The 17,426-nt window shown below is 68.7% G+C and carries 12 protein-coding genes; 5 read left to right on the top strand and 7 right to left on the bottom strand.

What is annotated here, in order from left to right; all coding sequences use genetic code 11:
- The 4 genes from guaB1 to AC4JJG_RS19090 form a co-directional block, all read right to left on the bottom strand.
- On the bottom strand, positions 1-1,437 hold the full coding sequence (guaB1, locus tag AC4JJG_RS19105) for a GMP reductase (protein ID WP_495401926.1): 1,437 nt from the start codon (positions 1,435-1,437) through the stop codon (positions 1-3).
- A gap of 9 nt (positions 1,438-1,446) precedes the next feature.
- Positions 1,447-2,928: an NADP-dependent phosphogluconate dehydrogenase gene (gene gnd / locus AC4JJG_RS19100; protein ID WP_495401927.1), complete on the bottom strand. Its 1,482-nt coding sequence runs from the start codon at positions 2,926-2,928 to the stop codon at positions 1,447-1,449.
- Between the two features lie 67 nt (positions 2,929-2,995).
- Positions 2,996-3,946: a M56 family metallopeptidase gene (locus AC4JJG_RS19095; RefSeq protein WP_495401928.1), complete on the bottom strand. Its 951-nt coding sequence runs from the start codon at positions 3,944-3,946 to the stop codon at positions 2,996-2,998.
- 59 nt (positions 3,947-4,005) lie between these two features.
- Positions 4,006-4,404 (bottom strand): BlaI/MecI/CopY family transcriptional regulator, encoded by a 399-nt coding sequence (locus AC4JJG_RS19090; protein WP_495401929.1) that lies wholly within the window; start codon positions 4,402-4,404, stop codon positions 4,006-4,008.
- 309 nt (positions 4,405-4,713) lie between these two features.
- On the opposite strand from AC4JJG_RS19090, the gene AC4JJG_RS19085 reads away from it, so the two are divergent.
- On the top strand, positions 4,714-5,190 hold the full coding sequence (locus AC4JJG_RS19085; protein ID WP_495401930.1) for a PaaI family thioesterase: 477 nt from the start codon (positions 4,714-4,716) through the stop codon (positions 5,188-5,190).
- A 10-nt stretch (positions 5,191-5,200) separates the two neighbouring features.
- On the opposite strand, the gene AC4JJG_RS19080 is transcribed toward AC4JJG_RS19085, so the two are convergent.
- Both AC4JJG_RS19080 and AC4JJG_RS19075 read right to left on the bottom strand, forming a co-directional pair.
- Positions 5,201-6,712, bottom strand: coding sequence for an NAD(P)/FAD-dependent oxidoreductase (locus tag AC4JJG_RS19080; protein WP_495401931.1), 1,512 nt, complete (start codon positions 6,710-6,712; stop codon positions 5,201-5,203).
- 96 nt (positions 6,713-6,808) lie between these two features.
- On the bottom strand, positions 6,809-7,462 hold the full coding sequence (locus AC4JJG_RS19075) for a GNAT family N-acetyltransferase (RefSeq protein ID WP_495401932.1): 654 nt from the start codon (positions 7,460-7,462) through the stop codon (positions 6,809-6,811).
- 160 nt (positions 7,463-7,622) lie between these two features.
- On the opposite strand from AC4JJG_RS19075, the gene AC4JJG_RS19070 reads away from it, so the two are divergent.
- Genes AC4JJG_RS19070 through recD form a run of 4 tightly spaced genes read left to right on the top strand, consistent with a single transcriptional unit; the run spans position 7,623 to position 16,630 of the window.
- The gene (locus AC4JJG_RS19070) at positions 7,623-8,051 is read left to right on the top strand and encodes an acyl-CoA thioesterase (RefSeq protein ID WP_495401933.1); all 429 of its coding nucleotides are present in this window, start codon (positions 7,623-7,625) and stop codon (positions 8,049-8,051) included.
- 37 nt (positions 8,052-8,088) lie between these two features.
- Positions 8,089-11,442, top strand: coding sequence for an exodeoxyribonuclease V subunit gamma (gene recC, locus AC4JJG_RS19065; RefSeq protein ID WP_495401934.1), 3,354 nt, complete (start codon positions 8,089-8,091; stop codon positions 11,440-11,442).
- A complete protein-coding gene (locus tag AC4JJG_RS19060) occupies positions 11,439-14,801 on the top strand; it encodes a UvrD-helicase domain-containing protein (protein ID WP_495401935.1) in 3,363 nt (1,120 codons plus the stop codon). Before recC ends, AC4JJG_RS19060 begins: the two co-directional genes overlap by 4 nt.
- Positions 14,798-16,630: an exodeoxyribonuclease V subunit alpha gene (recD, locus tag AC4JJG_RS19055; RefSeq protein WP_495401936.1), complete on the top strand. Its 1,833-nt coding sequence runs from the start codon at positions 14,798-14,800 to the stop codon at positions 16,628-16,630. Before AC4JJG_RS19060 ends, recD begins: the two co-directional genes overlap by 4 nt.
- Positions 16,631-16,636: 6 nt before the next feature.
- Here recD and AC4JJG_RS19050 read toward each other — a convergent pair whose 3' ends face one another.
- Positions 16,637-17,392, bottom strand: coding sequence for a PIG-L family deacetylase (locus tag AC4JJG_RS19050; protein ID WP_495401937.1), 756 nt, complete (start codon positions 17,390-17,392; stop codon positions 16,637-16,639).
- Between the last annotated feature and the right edge of the window lie 34 nt (positions 17,393-17,426).

Raw genomic sequence — 17,426 nt, 5'->3', positions numbered from 1 at the left:
TCACCAACCACCCGGCAACGGTCGTCCCTCGGCAAAGCCCGCTGCCGACTGGATACCGAGGACGGCCTTCTCGTGCATCTCGGCGAGGGTACGCGCGCCGGTGTAGGTCGCGGTGCTGCGCACGCCGGCGCAGATCTGATCGATGAGGTCCTCGACGCTCGGACGCTCCGGGTCGATCCGGATGCGGGAGCTCGAGATGCCCTCCTCGAACAACGATTTGCGCGCGCGGTCATACGCGCCGTCATCGGCCGATCGCGCGGCGACGGCCCGTTTGGACGCCATCCCGAAACCGACCTTGTAGAGGCCGTCGGCGTCGGAATGCAGGTCGCCGGGCGACTCGTAGGTTCCGGCGAACCACGACCCGATCATCACGTTGGACGCTCCCGCGGCGATGGCCAGTGCGACGTCACGCGGATGCCGCACACCCCCGTCGGCCCACACGTGACCGCCGAGTTCCTTTGCGGCCGTGGCGCATTCAGCGACCGCCGAGAACTGTGGGCGCCCGACACCGGTCATCATCCGGGTGGTGCACATGGCTCCGGGACCCACGCCGACCTTCACGATGCTCGCGCCGGCTTCGATCAGATCGCGGGTGCCGTCCGCGGACACCACGTTGCCGGCGACGATCGGCACACCGGGCTCGGTGGCGGCCACCGAGGCCAGAGCCGTGAGCATCTTCTCCTGATGGCCGTGGGCGGTGTCCATGACGAGCAGATCAGCCCCGGCCTCCACCAGCGCCGCGGCCTTCCCGACGACGTCCCCGTTGATACCGACCGCGGCCGCGATCCGCAGGCGTCCGTCGTCATCGGTATTCGGCCGGTAGATGCCGTGCCGCAGGGCGCCGACCCGCGTCAGCACGCCGGCCAGTCTGCCGTCGTGATCGACGAGGATGGCCAGTCCGAGATAGTGATCGCCGAGGGCGTCGAACACCTCGCGGGGATCCGTGGCCGACGGGAGCAGCAGCATGTCCGGATCCAGAACGTCATGCACCCGCGAGAATCGATCGACGTCGCGGCACCGTTTCTCGGTGACGACGCCGATCGGGCGGCGATCGTCGTCGATGACCACCGCCACACCGTGGGCCCGCTTGGGCAGCAGGGCCAGCGCATCGGTCACCGAATCGTCGGCGGTCAGCGTCACCGGTGTGTCGGCGACGAGATCACGCGATTTCACGAAGGCGATCGACTCGGCCGCCGCCGACAACGGGAGATCCTGGGGGAGCACCACCAGCCCGCCGCGCCGGGCGACGGTCTCCGCCATCCGCTTGCCCGCGACGGCCGTCATGTTCGCGACCACAATCGGTACGGTCGTCCCGGTGCCGTCCGATGTCGAGATGTCCACGTCGAACCGTGAGGCGACGTCGGAGCGGTTCGGGACGACGAAGACGTCGTCGTAGGTCAGGTCGTGATCGGGTCGGTGCCCCTCCAGGAAACGCACGGCGAAAGACTACGCCTCGACCTCGGTGCGGTCCCCGCTCCACTGCGTGTGGAAGGAGCCGTCCTTGTCCACCCGCCGATAGGTGTGGGCGCCGAAATAGTCGCGCAGCCCCTGGGTGAGTGCGGCGGGCAACCGGTCCGCCCGCAGCGCGTCGTAGTAGTTCAGCGACGACGAGAAGGCCGGTACCGGTACGCCGAGCAGCGTCGCGGTCGCGACCACCCGACGCCAGCTGTCGAGGCCGGTCTCCACGGCGTCACGGAAGAACGGGTCGAGCAGCAGGCTCGGCAGCTCGGGATTCTCGGCGTAGGCCTCGCGGATGCGGTTGAGGAACGTGGCCCGGATGATGCAGCCGCCCCGCCAGATGGTGGCCAGTGAACCGGGGTCGACGTCCCATCCGTACTCGGCACTGCCGGCCGCGATCTGATCGAAGCCCTGAGCGTAGGCAACGACCTTCGACGCGTAGAGCGCGTTCTTGATGTCCTCGATGAAGGCCTTGCGATCGGTGGGGGCCTCACCGAGGGTGCCGGAGGCGAGGCCGTTGGCTGCCTTGCGCTGGTCCGTCGCGGACGACAACGCACGGGCGAACACCGCCTCGGCGATGCCGGTCGTCGGGATCCCCAGATCCAGTGCGGACTTGACCGTCCAACGACCGGTGCCCTTCTGTCCGGCCTCGTCGACGATCACGTCGACGAGGGGCTTGCCGGTCTCGGCGTCGACCTGACTGAGCACCTCGGCGGTGATCTCGATCAGGTAGCTCTCCAGTTCGGTGGTGTTCCATTCGCGGAAGACATCGGCGATCTCGGCCACCGGCATGTCGAGCACATTGCGCATGAGGTCGTAGGCCTCGCCGATGAGCTGCATGTCGGCGTATTCGATGCCGTTGTGGACCATCTTCACGAAATGGCCGCTGCCGTCGGGGCCGATGTGCGTGCAGCACGGCTCGCCGTCGACCTGTGCGGCGATGGACTCCAGCATCGGGCCGAGCGATTCGTAGGACTCCGCCGGGCCGCCGGGCATGATCGCGGGACCGTTGAGCGCGCCCTCCTCGCCGCCGGAGATGCCGGCACCGACGAAGTGCAGCCCCTTCTCGGCCAGTGCGTGTTCACGGCGGATGGTGTCGGTGTAGAGCGCGTTGCCGCCGTCGATGATGATGTCGCCCTCTTCGAGGACATCGGCCAGTTCGTCGATGACGGCGTCGGTGGCATCGCCCGCCTTCACCATGATGAGAACCCGCCGCGGCCGCTCCAGCGCGTCGACGAACTCCTTGATCGACTCGGTGCGCACGAAGTTCCCGTCGGAACCGTGTTCGGCGAGCAGCGCGTCGGTCTTCCCGACACTGCGGTTGTGCAGGGCCACGGTGTAGCCGTGGCGGGCGAAGTTGCGGGCGATGTTCGAGCCCATGACGGCCAGACCGGTGACACCGATCTGGGCTTTGCCGGATGAGGAATCGGCCGGGCCGGAGGTGTTGGCGGTGCCGGTAGCGGTAGTCATGAAACCAGACTATTGGTTTGTGCCACGGCCGTCGTGCGCGGCCACCGTCACGCGGATCCGGTGGGCGTTACGCCGAACTGACGAGACGGCTCAGCTCGGTGAGCCAGGGGATGGCCACGGCCAGCGTGGGGACGACGAGTACGGCTGCCGCACACATGTACGCGATGGTCGCGATCAGTCGCGCGGGCCGGTCGTCGCGGAGTCGGTGGATGCGGGCGAGTGTGGTCGGACCGCCCACCGCCATGGCGCCACGAGGGGCGACCGCGTCGGCACAGGCGACGAGTGCGCGTCCGAGGGTCGTCGGGGTGGTGGCGCGGACGGCCTGATCGTCGGCGAGCGACTCGACCAGCAATTCGACTGCGCCCAAAGCGGATTGACTACGAACAAAGCGGGGGAACGCCTCGTGCAGGGCGATGAACGCCTCGAGTACCAGGTCATGCCGTGCGCGCAGGTGGGCACGCTCATGGGCGATGACCGCGGTCAATTCGTCGCGTGACAGGCGTGCGACGACACCTTCGCTGACGACGACGCGCTGACGCAGACCGGGCAGACAGTAGGCGAGGGGCTGCTCGACGTCGATCATCCGGACATCGCGTCCGAACAGGGGATGGGTGACGTCCGAGCGGTCGCACCGGTCGAGGATGTCGATGAGACGGCGATGCGCGTGTCTGCGGGCGCGGGTGCGGACTCCCACCCGGATCACGGTGTACATCAGGCGCGCGCCGACCATCAGGGTGAGCGCGAAGACCCCGACCAAGGTCAGCCAGAGGGGGAACCCGAGCCGTTCGATCTCATGCAGCGGATTGGTCGTCGGTGCACCGTCGGGACCGGGGGCGAGCAGGTTCGCCGCGATGGCCAGACCGCAACTGAATGCCGACAGCACCGCGGCAAGTGCGATGGCCTGCCAGAGCGTCATCGCCGCCCGCGGGGCCTTCGTCGGCCAGGACGCACGGGACAACACCTCGGCGGCGGGTCCGACCAGAACGAGGGTCAGAATGCCGAAAAGCAGCGCGGTCATCGCGGTGTTTCCTTGCGTGGGCTGGTGGGCGGGGAACTGCTCAGGTGGTCGGTGAGAATCTATCCCTTCTCGGTGGTGCCGCGGGCGGCTTCGAGTTCATCGAGGGCCAGCCGCAGGGCGGCGGCCTCGTCGGCGCCGACGCGCCCGACGAACGAGACGAGTGCGGCGTGGCGCGATCCGGGCGCGTCCGCCTCGCTCAGTGCGTCGACCATCAGGCTCGCCACGAGGTCTTCGCGCGGGTGGGTCGGCACGTACTTGTAGGCGCGGTCGTCGCGGAGCTGGGAGACCAGCTTCTTCTTCGCCAGACGCTGCAGCACCGTCATCACCGTGGTGTACGCGAGGGAGCGGTCCCGGGACAGTTCGGCGTGCACCTGCCGGACCGTCTGCGGTTCCGGACTCGCCCATAACGAGTCCATCACCGCACGCTCGAGATCGCCCAACCCATTCATCTTTCGCATTTTACCTACCTTCGCCGGTTTGCCCACTCGCCCGTCATCTGTCGTCGCCCATCGAATACCGCCACGCCGTCCGTGCCGCCTTGACAACATTGGTAAGGCTACCCTACGTTGTTGTTACGTCGGACCGCGCGAGAGTCCTGAGGGCTGCAGAGACCCCCGGTCCACGCACGATGGGCCCCACACTGATGCAACGCAGTGTGGGGCCCATCGGTTCCTCGGTGCCTCTTCGGCCCGCCGCGATTCTTTTCGGCGTGTCGTCGCGGAGCACCTGGCGTGTTCGATCGGGTGCCGTCATGGCACGCTCGGTGCATGAGCGATGACACCGGAAACCAGACCACGGCGGACGACCGCGAGGCGTTGATGACGTCGACCTTCGGTCGCGGATTCGACACGGCGGCTCTCGGGGTGGTGATCGACGAGGCGGGAGCGGACCGCCTGCTCGCACACTTCGAGATCACGCCGAAGCATCACCAGCCGTTCGGCATCGTGCACGGCGGTGTGTACTGCGCGGTCGCCGAGGGGGCGGCCAGCTGCGCCGCCTTCGTCTGGCTGCAGGACAGCGGTATCGGTGGCACGGCGGTCGGCGTCAACAACAACACCGACTTCCTGCGGTCGGTCAGTGCGGGGACCATCTCGGTCACGGCGGAGCCGGTGCACCGTGGCCGGCGTCAGCAGCTGTGGCGGGTGCTGATGACCGACGAGCAGGGCAAGCCCGTGGCCACGTCACAGGTGCGCCTGCAGAACATCGAATTGCCGGCCGACGCCGAGGTTCCCGGCGCGTCCTGAGCGGCCGGGGTCAGCCGGCCTCGGCATTCGAGGCCGGCGACTCCTCCTTCTGAGCCTTGTTCTCTGCTTTCTCGGCCTTCTCGTGGGCCTTCTCGGCCGCATCCTGCTTTTTCGCGTTCTCGATGGCGAACGGATCGCCGGCCGAGATCGCCTCGACGTCGGGCACCGACTTCTTCTCGAGCTCACTGAGGGCACCGAGTGCGGTACGCGCGTACACCTGCTGTTCGGTGATCGCGAGCTGCGAGCGGCCACGTGTGGTGAAGGCGAAGAACCAGTTGATCAGGGTGTTCAGACGGTTCCGGAAACCGACCATGTACACCAGGTGCAGGGCGAGCCAGCCGAGCCACGCGAAGTAGCCGGCGGATTCGAACGTCCACTTGGTGCCGGGGATCGGGACCTGCATGACCGCGCTGAACCGGGACACCGTGGCCATCGACCCCTTGTCCCAGTAGCTGAAGGGTTTCCGGTCGGCCTGGGTCCGCCCGCGTAGACCGGCGATGATCGCGTCGGCGGCATAGCGGCCACCCTGGATGGCGCCCTGTGCGACCCCGGGAACACCGTCGACGGCCACCATGTCGCCGACGGCGAACACGTAGGGATGGCCGGGAACGGTGAGATCGGACTGCACCTTCACGCGGCCGGCCCGGTCGAGTTCCGCTCCGGACTGCTCGGCCAGCTGCTTGGCGAGGCCACTGGCCTGCACACCCGCCGACCACACCTTGCACTGCGATTCGATGCGGCGCGTGGTGCCGTCCTTGTCCTTCACCACGAGTCCGTCGTAGTCGAGATCGACGACCATCGCGTTCAGCTGTACTTCCACGCCGAGCTTCTCCAGGCGCGCGGCGGCCTTTTTGCCCAGTTTCTCCCCGAACGGCGGCAGCACCGCGGGCGCGGCGTCCAGCAGGATGACCCGTGCCTCGGTCGGATCGATGTGGCGGAACGTGCCCTTGAGTGTCTTGTCGCTCATCTCGGCGATCTGGCCGGCGAGTTCGACACCGGTGGGGCCTGCGCCGACGACCACGAAGGTCAGCAGCCTCGCGCGCTCCTCCGGATCCTTCGACAGTTCCGCCTGCTCGAAGGCGCCCAGAATCCGTCCACGGAGCTCGAGGGCGTTGTCGATGGTCTTCATGCCGGGAGCGAACTCCGCGAAATGGTCGTTGCCGAAGTAGGACTGATCGGCGCCCGCCGCGACGATCAGGCTGTCGAACGGCGTCACGGTGACCCGCTCGAGCAACTGCGAGCTGACGGTCTTGCCCTCGAGGTCGATCGTGAACACGTCGCCGAGCAGCACGGTGATGTTCTTCTCCTTGCGGAGGATCACACGCGTCGCGGGAGCGATCTCACCCTCGGCGATGATGCCGGTGGCCACCTGATACAGCATCGGCTGGAACAGGTGGTGGGTGGTCCGCGCGATGAGTGTCACGTCGACGTCGGCCTTCGCGAGACGCTGGGCGGCGAAGAGTCCGCCGAAGCCGGACCCGACGATGACGACGTGCGGGCGAGCGGTGGGCGTGCTGGTCATCGTGAGGAACTCCCCTGTCGATCGGAGGTGGGCTGGCCGCGCGGTCTCAACGGTAGTCAATCATCCGCGCTCGGTCGCGCGCAGCACGGAGTTCGCCTAGGCGGTCAGGTCGTGGACACCCGAGGCGCGTGAGGGCCACGACCGCGCGGAGAGTGCGGGGGACGACCACGCGGGTGCCGACCAGGTGGCCGCCGACCACGACATCGTCGCGGTTTCCCAATGGTGGCGCAGCAGTTCGTATTCCACCTCGCCGAAGCCGGCGCCGGCGTGGATGTCGTCGTCGGAGAGGTGAATGGCGCTCATTCGCATGCCGATCTTCTCCATGACGCGCCTCGACGGCATGTTCTCGGCCATCGTCGACGCGAAGACGCGGTCGGCCGCGATGGTCGTGAAGGAGATCTGGAGAAGTCGCGTGGCCGCTTCGGTGGCCAGCCCCCGTCCCCAGGCGTCGCGGCGCAGCCGGTAGCTCAGTTCGAGTTCGGAACTGCTGCTGTGGCGAGGTGTGCGCAGGGAGAACCAGCCCGCGAATGCCAGGCTGCGGCGGTCGCGTGCGGCCCAGATCCCGGTGCCGTGGGATCGCTGTTCGGCGAGAGCGCGGGGGAGCACCCAGTCCTCGATCACTTCCCGGGGGGTGGCGCTGCCACCGCTGACGTACCGCATCACCGCGGGGTCGCTGTCGAGGGCCACGAGTGCGTCGGCGTCGGCCTCGGTGACCGGTCGCAGCTGCAGGCGGGCGGTCTCCACAATCATGTGTTGCCTCCCGTCGCATCTCCGGACCGAGCTCATCTCTGCGGAGAGTCTACGGCGAGGGGCAACCCCGGACCGGCAGGAGCGATTGCGTGTTGCCGGGCTCAACGATCGTCACCGGACCCGGCTGCCGTGTCGGCGTCAACGGATAGGGTTTGCGTTCGTGAGCGACGAATTCCTGGAAGTGTCCGTACAACTCCGCTGGGGCGACATGGACATCAATCATCACGTCAACAACGTGCAGATCGCGCGGCTGTTCGAGGAGAGCCGTGTGCGCTCCTTCCGGGACTGGCTCGACGCGTGGCCCACGGGATTCTCGATGCTGGTGGTGCGGCAGGACATCGTGTTCACGGCCGTCCTGCATTATTCGGCCGAGCCCATCACGATCCGCACGTCGGTGAAGCGCATCGGGACGACCTCGTTCGTGATGGCACTGACGCTCGTCGACCCGAACGGCACGACCTGTGCGATCGCCGAGACCACGATGGTGTCGGTGGACGCCGCGGGTGCGCCGGACGCCTTCCCCGCGGAGGTGCGCACGGTGCTCGAGGCCCATCACACTCCGGACGCCGGCATTCCCGCGCGGGACTGACCGGTCGCAGCCGAACCCACAGTCATTGGGCCGCAACATGTTCCACATTCATCGGGCGGAAAGGGCCGACGTCCTCGCCGACGCGCTCGCCGAACTACTGTCGGTGCCGCTCGATGATCCGATGACCGCGGAGGTCATCGTGATCCCCGCACCGGGGGTGGAGCGCTGGCTGCACCAGCACCTGGCACTTCGATTGGGTGCGGCCGGGGCCCGGGACGGCGTTGCCGCCAATATCGAGTTCACGTCGCCCGCTGCGCTCACCGACCGGGTGCTGGGCGCACCCGCGCGCGGTGGACCGTGGCGCACTCCGGCGGTCACCTGGGCGATCCTGCGGGTGCTCGACGAGCGGCTCGACGATCCCGGGATGTCGGTGCTGGCGCGTCATCTCGGTGCGGGCGGGGCCGACGACCGGCGCGATCGCCGGTACGCGACCGCGCGGCACCTGGCGGGCCTGTTCGAGTCGTACGGCAGGCAACGGCCGACGATGCTCGCCGCGTGGGCGGCCGGCGACGATTCGGACGGGGCGGGCGGACTCGTCGACGATGATCTGGCATGGCAGCCGGACTTCTGGCGGGCCGTCCGGTCGGACATCGGGGTGCCCCACCCCGCCGAGACGCTTCCCGCGGCCTGTTCCGAGATCCGTTCCGGCACCGCGACACTCGATCTGCCGGAACGGATCTCGGTATTCGGTCCGACCCGGGTGACCGAATCGTTCCGACAGGTCATCGGCGCCGTGTCGGCTCATCGCGATGTGCACCTCTACCTCCCGCATCCCGGACCGGCGCTGTGGTCGGCGGTCGACGCGACCGCCGAGGCGGCATCCACCGACCGGCCGGTCCCGCGCGACCCGTCGGCGCCGCCGGTGCCGAGACACCCCTTGCTCGCGGGCCAGTCCCGGGACGTCCAGGAACTGCAGCGCAGGCTCGCGCCGATGGCCGACACCGTCGAACATCTGCCGGCGCGGGAGGCACCCGTGACCGTGCTCTCCATCCTGCAGGACGAATTGCGCACCGATCGCCCGACGGAATCGACGGTCGCGCCGGACAACTCCGTCGAGGTACACGCCTGCCACGGGCCGGAACGGCAGGTCGAGGTGCTGGCCGACCGTCTTCTGCACCTGTTCGCCGACGATCCGACGCTGCAACCCCGCGACGTCCTGGTGATGTGCCCGGATGTCGAGACCTTCGCGCCACTCATCCGTGGCGCCTTCGGTCAGCCGGGGCTCGATCAGCCCGCCTTCGATCTCCGTGTACGACTGGCCGACCGCGGATTACGGCATACCAACGAGATCCTGGACGCACTGGCGGCCATCGTCGAGTTGGCCGCCGGACGCATCACGGCCGGTGCCGTGCTCGACCTCCTGGCCCGTGGGCCGGTGCGCAACCGCTTCGAGTTCACCGACGACGATCTGGAGATGATCCGGGAATGGTTGGCGGGCAGCAACATCCGTTGGGCGCTCGACGGCACCCAGCGCGCCCGATTCGGGCTGACCGGCTTCGGTCAGGGCACATTCGAGTCCGGCCTGGACCGCATCGCACTCGGTGCCGTCGCCGACGAGACGGACGGACAGTGGCTCGGCACGGCGCTCCCGCTGCCCGGTGTGGAGAGCACCGAGATCGACCTCGCCGGACGATTCGCGGAGTTCGTCGACCGGCTCACCACGGCGGTCGACACGGTGTCGGCCACGCACCCGCCACGACGCTGGCTCGACGAACTCCTCGCCGTCGTCGACAGCCTGCTGCTCACCGATCGGGACGAGGAATGGCAACGCGCGCAGGCCATCCGATCGATCACCGAGATCTTCGACGGGCATCTGCGCGACGGCGCACCCGAAACCGAACTTCGTCCCGGCGACATCCGTGACCTGTTCTCGATACTGCTGGCCACCGCGCCGACCCGTTCGAACTTCCGCACCGGCGAGCTGACGGTGTGTTCGATGGTGCCGATGCGCTCGGTCCCGCACCGGGTGATCGTGCTGCTCGGTGTCGACGCCGAGGCCTTCCCGCGCGCGCAGCGCATCGACGGCGACGACATCCTGGGTCGCGCGCCGATGATCGGTGAACGTCATCCCCGCGACGAGGACAGGCAGGTGTTCCTCGATGCCGTCGGGGCCGCCACCGACAATCTGATCGTGCTCTACAGCGGCGCGGATCCGGTGACCGGACAACGGATTCCGCCGGCCATGGTGGTCAGTGAACTCGTCGACGCGGTCGCCGCGATCACCGGCGGTGGCGATGTGGTGCGCCGGCACACGCTGCACGGTTTCGACCGTGCCAATTTCACCCCGGGCGCCGTCGCGGGCATACCGGGACCGTTCGGGCACGACGCCGCGACGCTGGCAGGCGTGCGGGCTCTGGACCGCGCGCCGGTGGCCGCGCCCCGGATGGCGGACCTACGTCTTGATCAGGCCGATGCCGACGACATCGATCTCGACGCACTGGTCACCTTCCTCGTGAACCCGGCCGAAGGGTTTCTCCGTCAGCGCCTCGGTGCACGCCTGCCGGCCGAGGACCGACCGCATCCCGATCAGCTCGACCTGGCGCTGGACCCTCTGGACCAGTGGGCCATCGGGGACCGCTTCCTGTCCCGCATGCTGGGTGGCGCCGAACTCGTGGACTGTCAGGCCGCCGAACTACGTCGGGGAAGTCTCCCGCCCTTCGCCTTCGGCACGCGCGAACTGGAGTCGATATCGGCCGATGTGGCGGCCTTGTTCGCCGCGGCCTCGGCGGCGCGGACCGGTGAGGCGACCACCGTCGACGTGGTCGTGCCGCTGCCGGACGGCAGGCGGGTCCACGGCACGGTCGGTGACGTGTTCAACGGCTCCCCGGTCACCGTCACCTACTCGAAGCTCCGTGCCAAACAACGGATCTCGATGTGGGTGCGACTTCTCGCACTGGCTGCCTCGGAGGCCGCCCGACCCTCCGGACACGGGCACGGTGTGCCCGGCGGCCTGGTGGTCGCGCGGCGGCCCGCACGCAGCGGAGGCATCGCGCGCTCGTTGTTGGCGGTGCCGGAAAACCCCACGGCGGTTCTGGCCGATCTCGTGGCGATCCGTGACGCAGGCCTGCGCCGGGTGCTGCCATTACCTCTCGACCCGGCCGCCGACTTCGCCGAACACCTCGCGCGCAGTGGACGAGTCGACCGCGCACTGGTCGCTGCCCGATCCTCCTTCGAACGGAACTTCGGTGCGCACACCGACCGTTACGTTCGGCTCGCCTTCGGCGGCGACGTGGGCACCGACGTCGGATTCGACGACCTGCTCACCGACACGGTGGCCGACGCGGCCGACTGGTGCGATCGCGTCCTGCCCGGCGAATCCACGGATCCGGCATTCGCGGGACTCGCCCGACTGGTGTGGACACCACTCATCGAACACGAGACGCCGTCATGACCCCACCTCCGGAGACCGGCACGGTTCCGGTCCTGCCGTTCGACATCACCGCGCCCCTGCCCACCGGGACCACCGTGCTGGAGGCGAGCGCGGGGACCGGCAAGACCTACGCGATCGTCGGCCTCGCGGCACGGTTCATTGCCGAGGGCGTGCCGATCGACTCTCTGCTGCTGGTGACGTTCAGTCGGGCGGCGACCGCGGAGCTGCGGGAGCGCATGCGCGAACGGATCGCCGATCTCGCTGCCGCCCTGAGGAATCCGGATGCCCATGCGGAGGATCCGGATCCTCTGGTCCGCCACCTCGCCTCCGGTACACCCGAGGACACCGGGATCCGCCGTGACCGACTCCTGCGTGCACTGTCGGACTTCGATGCGTCGACCATCGCGACCACGCACACCTTCTGCAGCAAGATGCTGGACGCGCTCGGATTCCTCGGTGAACGCGAACTCGTACGGGAACTCGTCGAGGACGTCGACGATCTCGTCGATGAGGCCGCCCGTGACCTGTATCTGCGCGGTTACGCCAACGGACGTGAGCCGGACCTGTCGGCCGACGATGCGGCGACCATCGCCCGGGACGCGGTGCGGCAACCGGCTGCCGTCCTGAGTCCCACGGACGAGGAACTCCCGGACCCCTCCGCCGACGCCGCCGTGGTCGCCGGCACGCGGGTCCGCTTCGCGCAGCGCATCCGGGAGGTGATCCGTGGCCGGAAACGGTTGTCGCGGTTGCGGACATACGACGACCTGCAGTCGGTGCTGGCCGAGATCGTGTCCGATCCCGAGTTCGGGGACCGGGCATGCAAGCGAATCCGGTCCGGCTTCCGGGTCGTGCTCGTCGACGAGTTCCAGGACACCGATCCGCAGCAGTGGGAGATCGTGCGCCGGTGTTTCCACGGTCATCGGGACCTGGTTCTCGTCGGCGACCCGAAGCAGTCCATCTACGGGTTCCGCGGCGCGGATGTGCTGAGCTATCTGCAGGCGGTGGCCTCCGCCGACAACCTGCGGGTCCTCGACACCAATTGGCGGTCGGACGGCGATCTGGTGGAAGGTCTCGGCCGGTTGTACGGCGGCGCCGAACTCGGCCATCCCGATATCGTGATCCGTGATGTCGCAGCGGCACGGCCGGGCAGCCGAGTACCCGGTGTGCCCTCCGTGCGTCTGCGTGCGTTCCGGCGGGATTCGTTCACGGTCACCAACTCTCTCGGTCTGCCGACGGTGGGGGATGCGCGGGACGCGGTGATCGCCGATGTCGCCGCGGACATCGCCGGACTGCTGTCGTCGGGAACGATGATCGAGGGGGCCGACGGCGACATGCGACCGGTGACGGCCGGGGACATCGCGGTGCTGGTGACCGCCAACAAGACGATCGAGCCGTTGCAGCAGCGCCTCGCCGAGCACGGCGTGGCCGCGGTGATGGGCGCGGGCACCAGCGTGTTCCACACCCCGGCGGCGCGGCACTGGCTGGCGGTCCTGCGTGCGGTGGAGCAGCCCGCCCGCGGCGACCTGGTCCGCATCGCCGCACTGGGGCCACTCATCGGCTGGACCGGCGACAAACTCGCCGGCGACGACGGATCGTCGGAGGCGTGGCTGGCGGCGCAACTGCAGGAATTCGGGCGGGTCTTCGAGGACGCGGGTTTCGCCGCGATGGCCCAGCGTCTGATGAGCCGCCTGACCGTGACCGAGCGGGTCCTGGGCAGCGTCGGCGGTGAGCGACTCATGACCGACCTGCTCCAGGTGGCCGCACTGTGCAACGCCGAGGTGGCACGGCGTGAGTACGGGCTGGGTGGGCTGTCGGAGTGGCTGGCCGATCGCATCGCGGATCCGATTCAGCGACAACAGGAACAGACTCGACGTCTGGACCGGGACGCGCACGCCGTGCAGATCATGACGGTCCACAAAAGCAAGGGACTCGAGTTCCCGATCGTGTACGTGCCCTTCGCCTGGGACGGCACACGCAACAGCCAGCGGGCGACATTCACCTTCCACGACGACGCGGGTGCGCGGCATCTCGATGTCGGTGGAGAGAGTGCTCCCGGGCATCGCGAACGTCGCGCCCGCCACCGTGCCGAGTCGGCGGGCGACGATCTGCGTTCGCTGTACGTCGCTCTCACCCGGGCCCGGTCACAGGTCACGTTGTGGTGGGCGCCGACGGCCTTCACCACGGATTCCTCCCTGCACCGCATGCTGTTCGGGCGCCGGGACGGTGCGTCGTCGGTGCCGGTATCGGTGGACATCCCCGACGACGACGGGTGCGCGGCAGTGCTCAACGGCTTCGCCGCGGATGGCCGGGTGCGCGTGGAGTGGGCGGGCGGTCAGCGGACCCGCCACATGGTCCCCGCGGAGGAGGCGCCGGCGGAGACCCGGCTGGAGATCGCGCCGTTCGATCGAGTGATCGACCAGACGTGGCGGCGCACATCGTATTCGGCGATCGTCGCGGGTGCCGCCCACGGACCGTCGGTGGTGCTGGCCTCCGGGAGCGAGCGGCCCGATGATCTCGTGGACGACGAGCCCACCGCGGCCACCGAGGCCGGTGTCAGCGAACCCGGCGAGAACGAGATGCGGGACGGTAATCCGTCTCCGATGAACGGCATGCCCTTCGGTGCGGCGTTCGGCACGCTGGTGCACGAGGTCCTCGAGTATGTGGACACCGCGGCCGAAGACATCACGGAGCATGTGCGCGCACTATGTGCGACCGCGATCGCCGAGCGAATGATCGACATCGATGTGTACGCACTGACGGCGGCGCTCGTCGGTGTGCTGACCACACCGCTGGGCTTCGGTGACCTGTGGTCCGTCTCGCCGCGCAACCGTCTGGCGGAGATGGAGTTCGAATTCCCGCTCGCCGCTGGAGCCGAATCAGACGGCGGTACGGCGCGATCGGTCACGACCACGGCGATCGCCGATGTCCTCGATCGTCACCTGCCCGACGGCGATGTCCTCGCGCCCTACGCGGAGAGGTTGCGGTCGCTGCCCGCACAGCGTTTCCGCGGTTTCCTGACCGGCAGCATCGACTCGGTGCTCCGTACCCCGGACGGCCGCTTCGTGATCGTCGACTACAAGACGAATCGGCTGCGACCGGGTGACCTCGTGGCGGAGGACTTCGACCGGGAGGCCATGGCGGCCGAGATGATGGCCGCCCACTACCCGCTGCAGGCGCTGCTGTATTCCGTTGCCCTGCATCGATATCTGCGATGGCGGATGGCCGGATACGATCCGGCGGCACATCTCGGCGGAGCGCAGTACCACTTCGTCCGCGGCATGGTCGGCCCGTCGACACCCGCGGGCTGCGGGGTGTTCGACTGGGCGATTCCGCCGGAACTGGTGGTCGAACTGTCCGATCTGCTGGGGGAGGGCCGATGACATTCCTCGCGACACGAGCCGACGGCACGATGGCCGCCCTCAACGAGGCGGGGGTGCTCGACGCCGCGGACGTGCACGTCACAGCCCGCATGGTGCGCCTGTGCGGTGAACCCGTCGAGGAGACCGCGCAGATCGCCACGGCCCTGGCTGTCCGAGCGGTCCGCTTCGGATCCACCTGTCTCGCACTGGATCAGGTGTCCGATCTGGCGGGGGACGACCCCGACATCGCGGCACTGCTCCCGGACACGGCGGACCTCGTCGCGGCACTTGATCGCAGTCCACTGGTACGTGGATCGGGAGCGGGTCCGTTGCGTCCACTCGTTCTGGCCGAATCCGTCGACGGTCCACTCCTGTACCTGCAGAAGTACTTTCGTCAGGAGGAGCGGATTCGCGAGGTCCTGGCCGAGCGCGCGGCCGGCCGTCCGACCGCGGACCTCGAAGCGCTCGACGCCGCGGTCGACGAGGTCTTCGAGGCCGAGACGCCGGAGAACGCGTTGCAGCGACTGGCCGCCCGCGTCGCCGCGGTCAGCGCCACGGTGGTGCTCGCCGGTGGACCGGGCACCGGCAAGACGTACACGGTGGCACGGATTCTCGGCGTCCTGGACCGGCTGTCCGAGGGGACGGCGCGTATCGGTCTGTGCGCACCCACCGGACGAGCGGCCGCCCAGTTGCAGGCCGCCGTCGGCGCGTCCGGGGTGGCGCCGCCGTCGGTGCGGGCCGTCACGGTGCATTCCCTGCTCGGTTGGCGGCCGGGCTCGACCCCGAGGTTCGGGCGTGGCAACACACTTCCGTACGACGTGATCGTGGTCGACGAAACCTCGATGTTGTCCATGACGGCGATGAGCGCGCTCCTCGACGCCATCCGCCCCGATGCCCGGATCATCCTCGTCGGTGACCCGCATCAGCTGGCCTCGGTGGAAGCCGGCGCGGTGCTCGCCGACCTCGTCGAGCGCACCGAGGCGGTGGCGGTCACCCCGCTACCGGCCGGAATCGTCACGGATGCGGCGGCCGGGCAGGTCGATCCCGGACGCGTGGCCCACGGTGTGGTGACGCTGACGCACGGACATCGCTTCCGCGGCGGAATCGGTGAGCTGGCGGCGGCGATCAATCGTGGCGATGCCGGGACCGCGATCGACCTCCTCACCGATCCGGCGGTCACCGATGTCGAACTCGTGCCCGACACCGAACTCGGCGGGGTGCACGCCGACGTCGTCGGGTGGGCGCGCGACCTTCGCGCCGCCGCCCTGGCGTCGGACGCGGACACGGCACTCGACGTCCTCGGCAGGCATCGTGTGCTGTGTGCGCACCGCGAGGGCGGCTGGGGAGTTCAGGGCTGGTCCCGGCGGGTGTCGGAGTGGATCAGCGAGTTGCCCGATCATCCTGTCGTGGTGCCGAATTCGCCGGTGCGGTATCCGGGGCAGCCCCTGTTGATCACCGCGAACGATCGTCAGACGGACACGTTCAACGGCGACACCGGCGTGGTGATCCGGGAGACCGGGCAGAGTTCGCCGGGAGCCGATGAGCAGGCCCTGCAGGTGGCCCTGCGCCGCGGAAACGACGTCCGCCGGTTGCATCCGACGCAACTGGCCGCGGCCGACCCGGTCTATGCGATGACGATCCACCGGAGTCAGGGCAGCCAGTTCGGTGGGGTGACCGTGGTGTTGCCGCCGCCCGGGTCCGAGTTGCTCAGCCGCGAACTTCTCTACACCGCGGTCACCCGTGCCGAGAGCTCGGTGCGCATCATCGGAACGCCCGAGGTGCTCGCCGCGGCGATCGGGCGTCGCGTGCGGCGTGCGTCGGGTTTGCGATCCACGGTCGACGTCCGCTGAGCGCGGTCAGCTCAGATCGTGGCCGCCGGGAACGAGGTCACGACGCAGGAATGATTCGGTGCTGAGCAGTGTGCGGCGACGGTCGGCGGGCAAGCCGAGCAACGCCCTGAGGGAACGGCTGCGCTTCATCTCGGTGTGGTGCGCTTCGATGGCGGCCAGTTTCGCGTCATGCCACTCCGAGACGTCGACGGTGAGGTCGATGGCGGCGTCCGGGGTGCCGGGGAGGAAGCGACGGGGAGTGCCGGCGAAGACGTCGCCGAGCACGTCCTCGACCATCCACTCCGAGATCGTCACGAAATACAGGGACCGCACCTGCCACGGATCGCCGTCGGCGCCGTAGAGATGGGGGTCGGCGGCGGCATCCGCGGCGGCAGCGGACAACCGATGGGCGTGCACGTGGTCCGGATGCCCGTAGATGCCGTTGGCGTCGTAGGTGACGATGGCGTGCGGGCGGAGGCGCCGGATGTGGGTCGCCAGCGAGCGGACCGGTTCGTCGAACGGGACGAGGCAGAATCGCTCTGCGTCCGGCGCCGACTCGGGAACATGATCGTCGGCGTATCCGAGAGAGATGGGTTCGCTGGTCAGGCCCAGGATGCGGACCGCCTCGAGGAATTCGGTATGCCGCGTCGTCCCCGGCGCCCAGGTGCACAGGACGAGGTCGGCCTCACCACCGTGGGCCATGTGCCGGGCGAGAGTGCCGCCGGTCCAGAGCGACTCGTCGTCGGGGTGCGCATGGACGAACAGCAGCCGTGGTGCGGACATGCCCAGTCTTGCCTTTCTGTGGCGATCGACCCAC

Source organism: Gordonia sp. B8661-1 (assembly GCF_059427765.1).
This window is presented reverse-complemented; position numbering and strand designations above follow the sequence as displayed.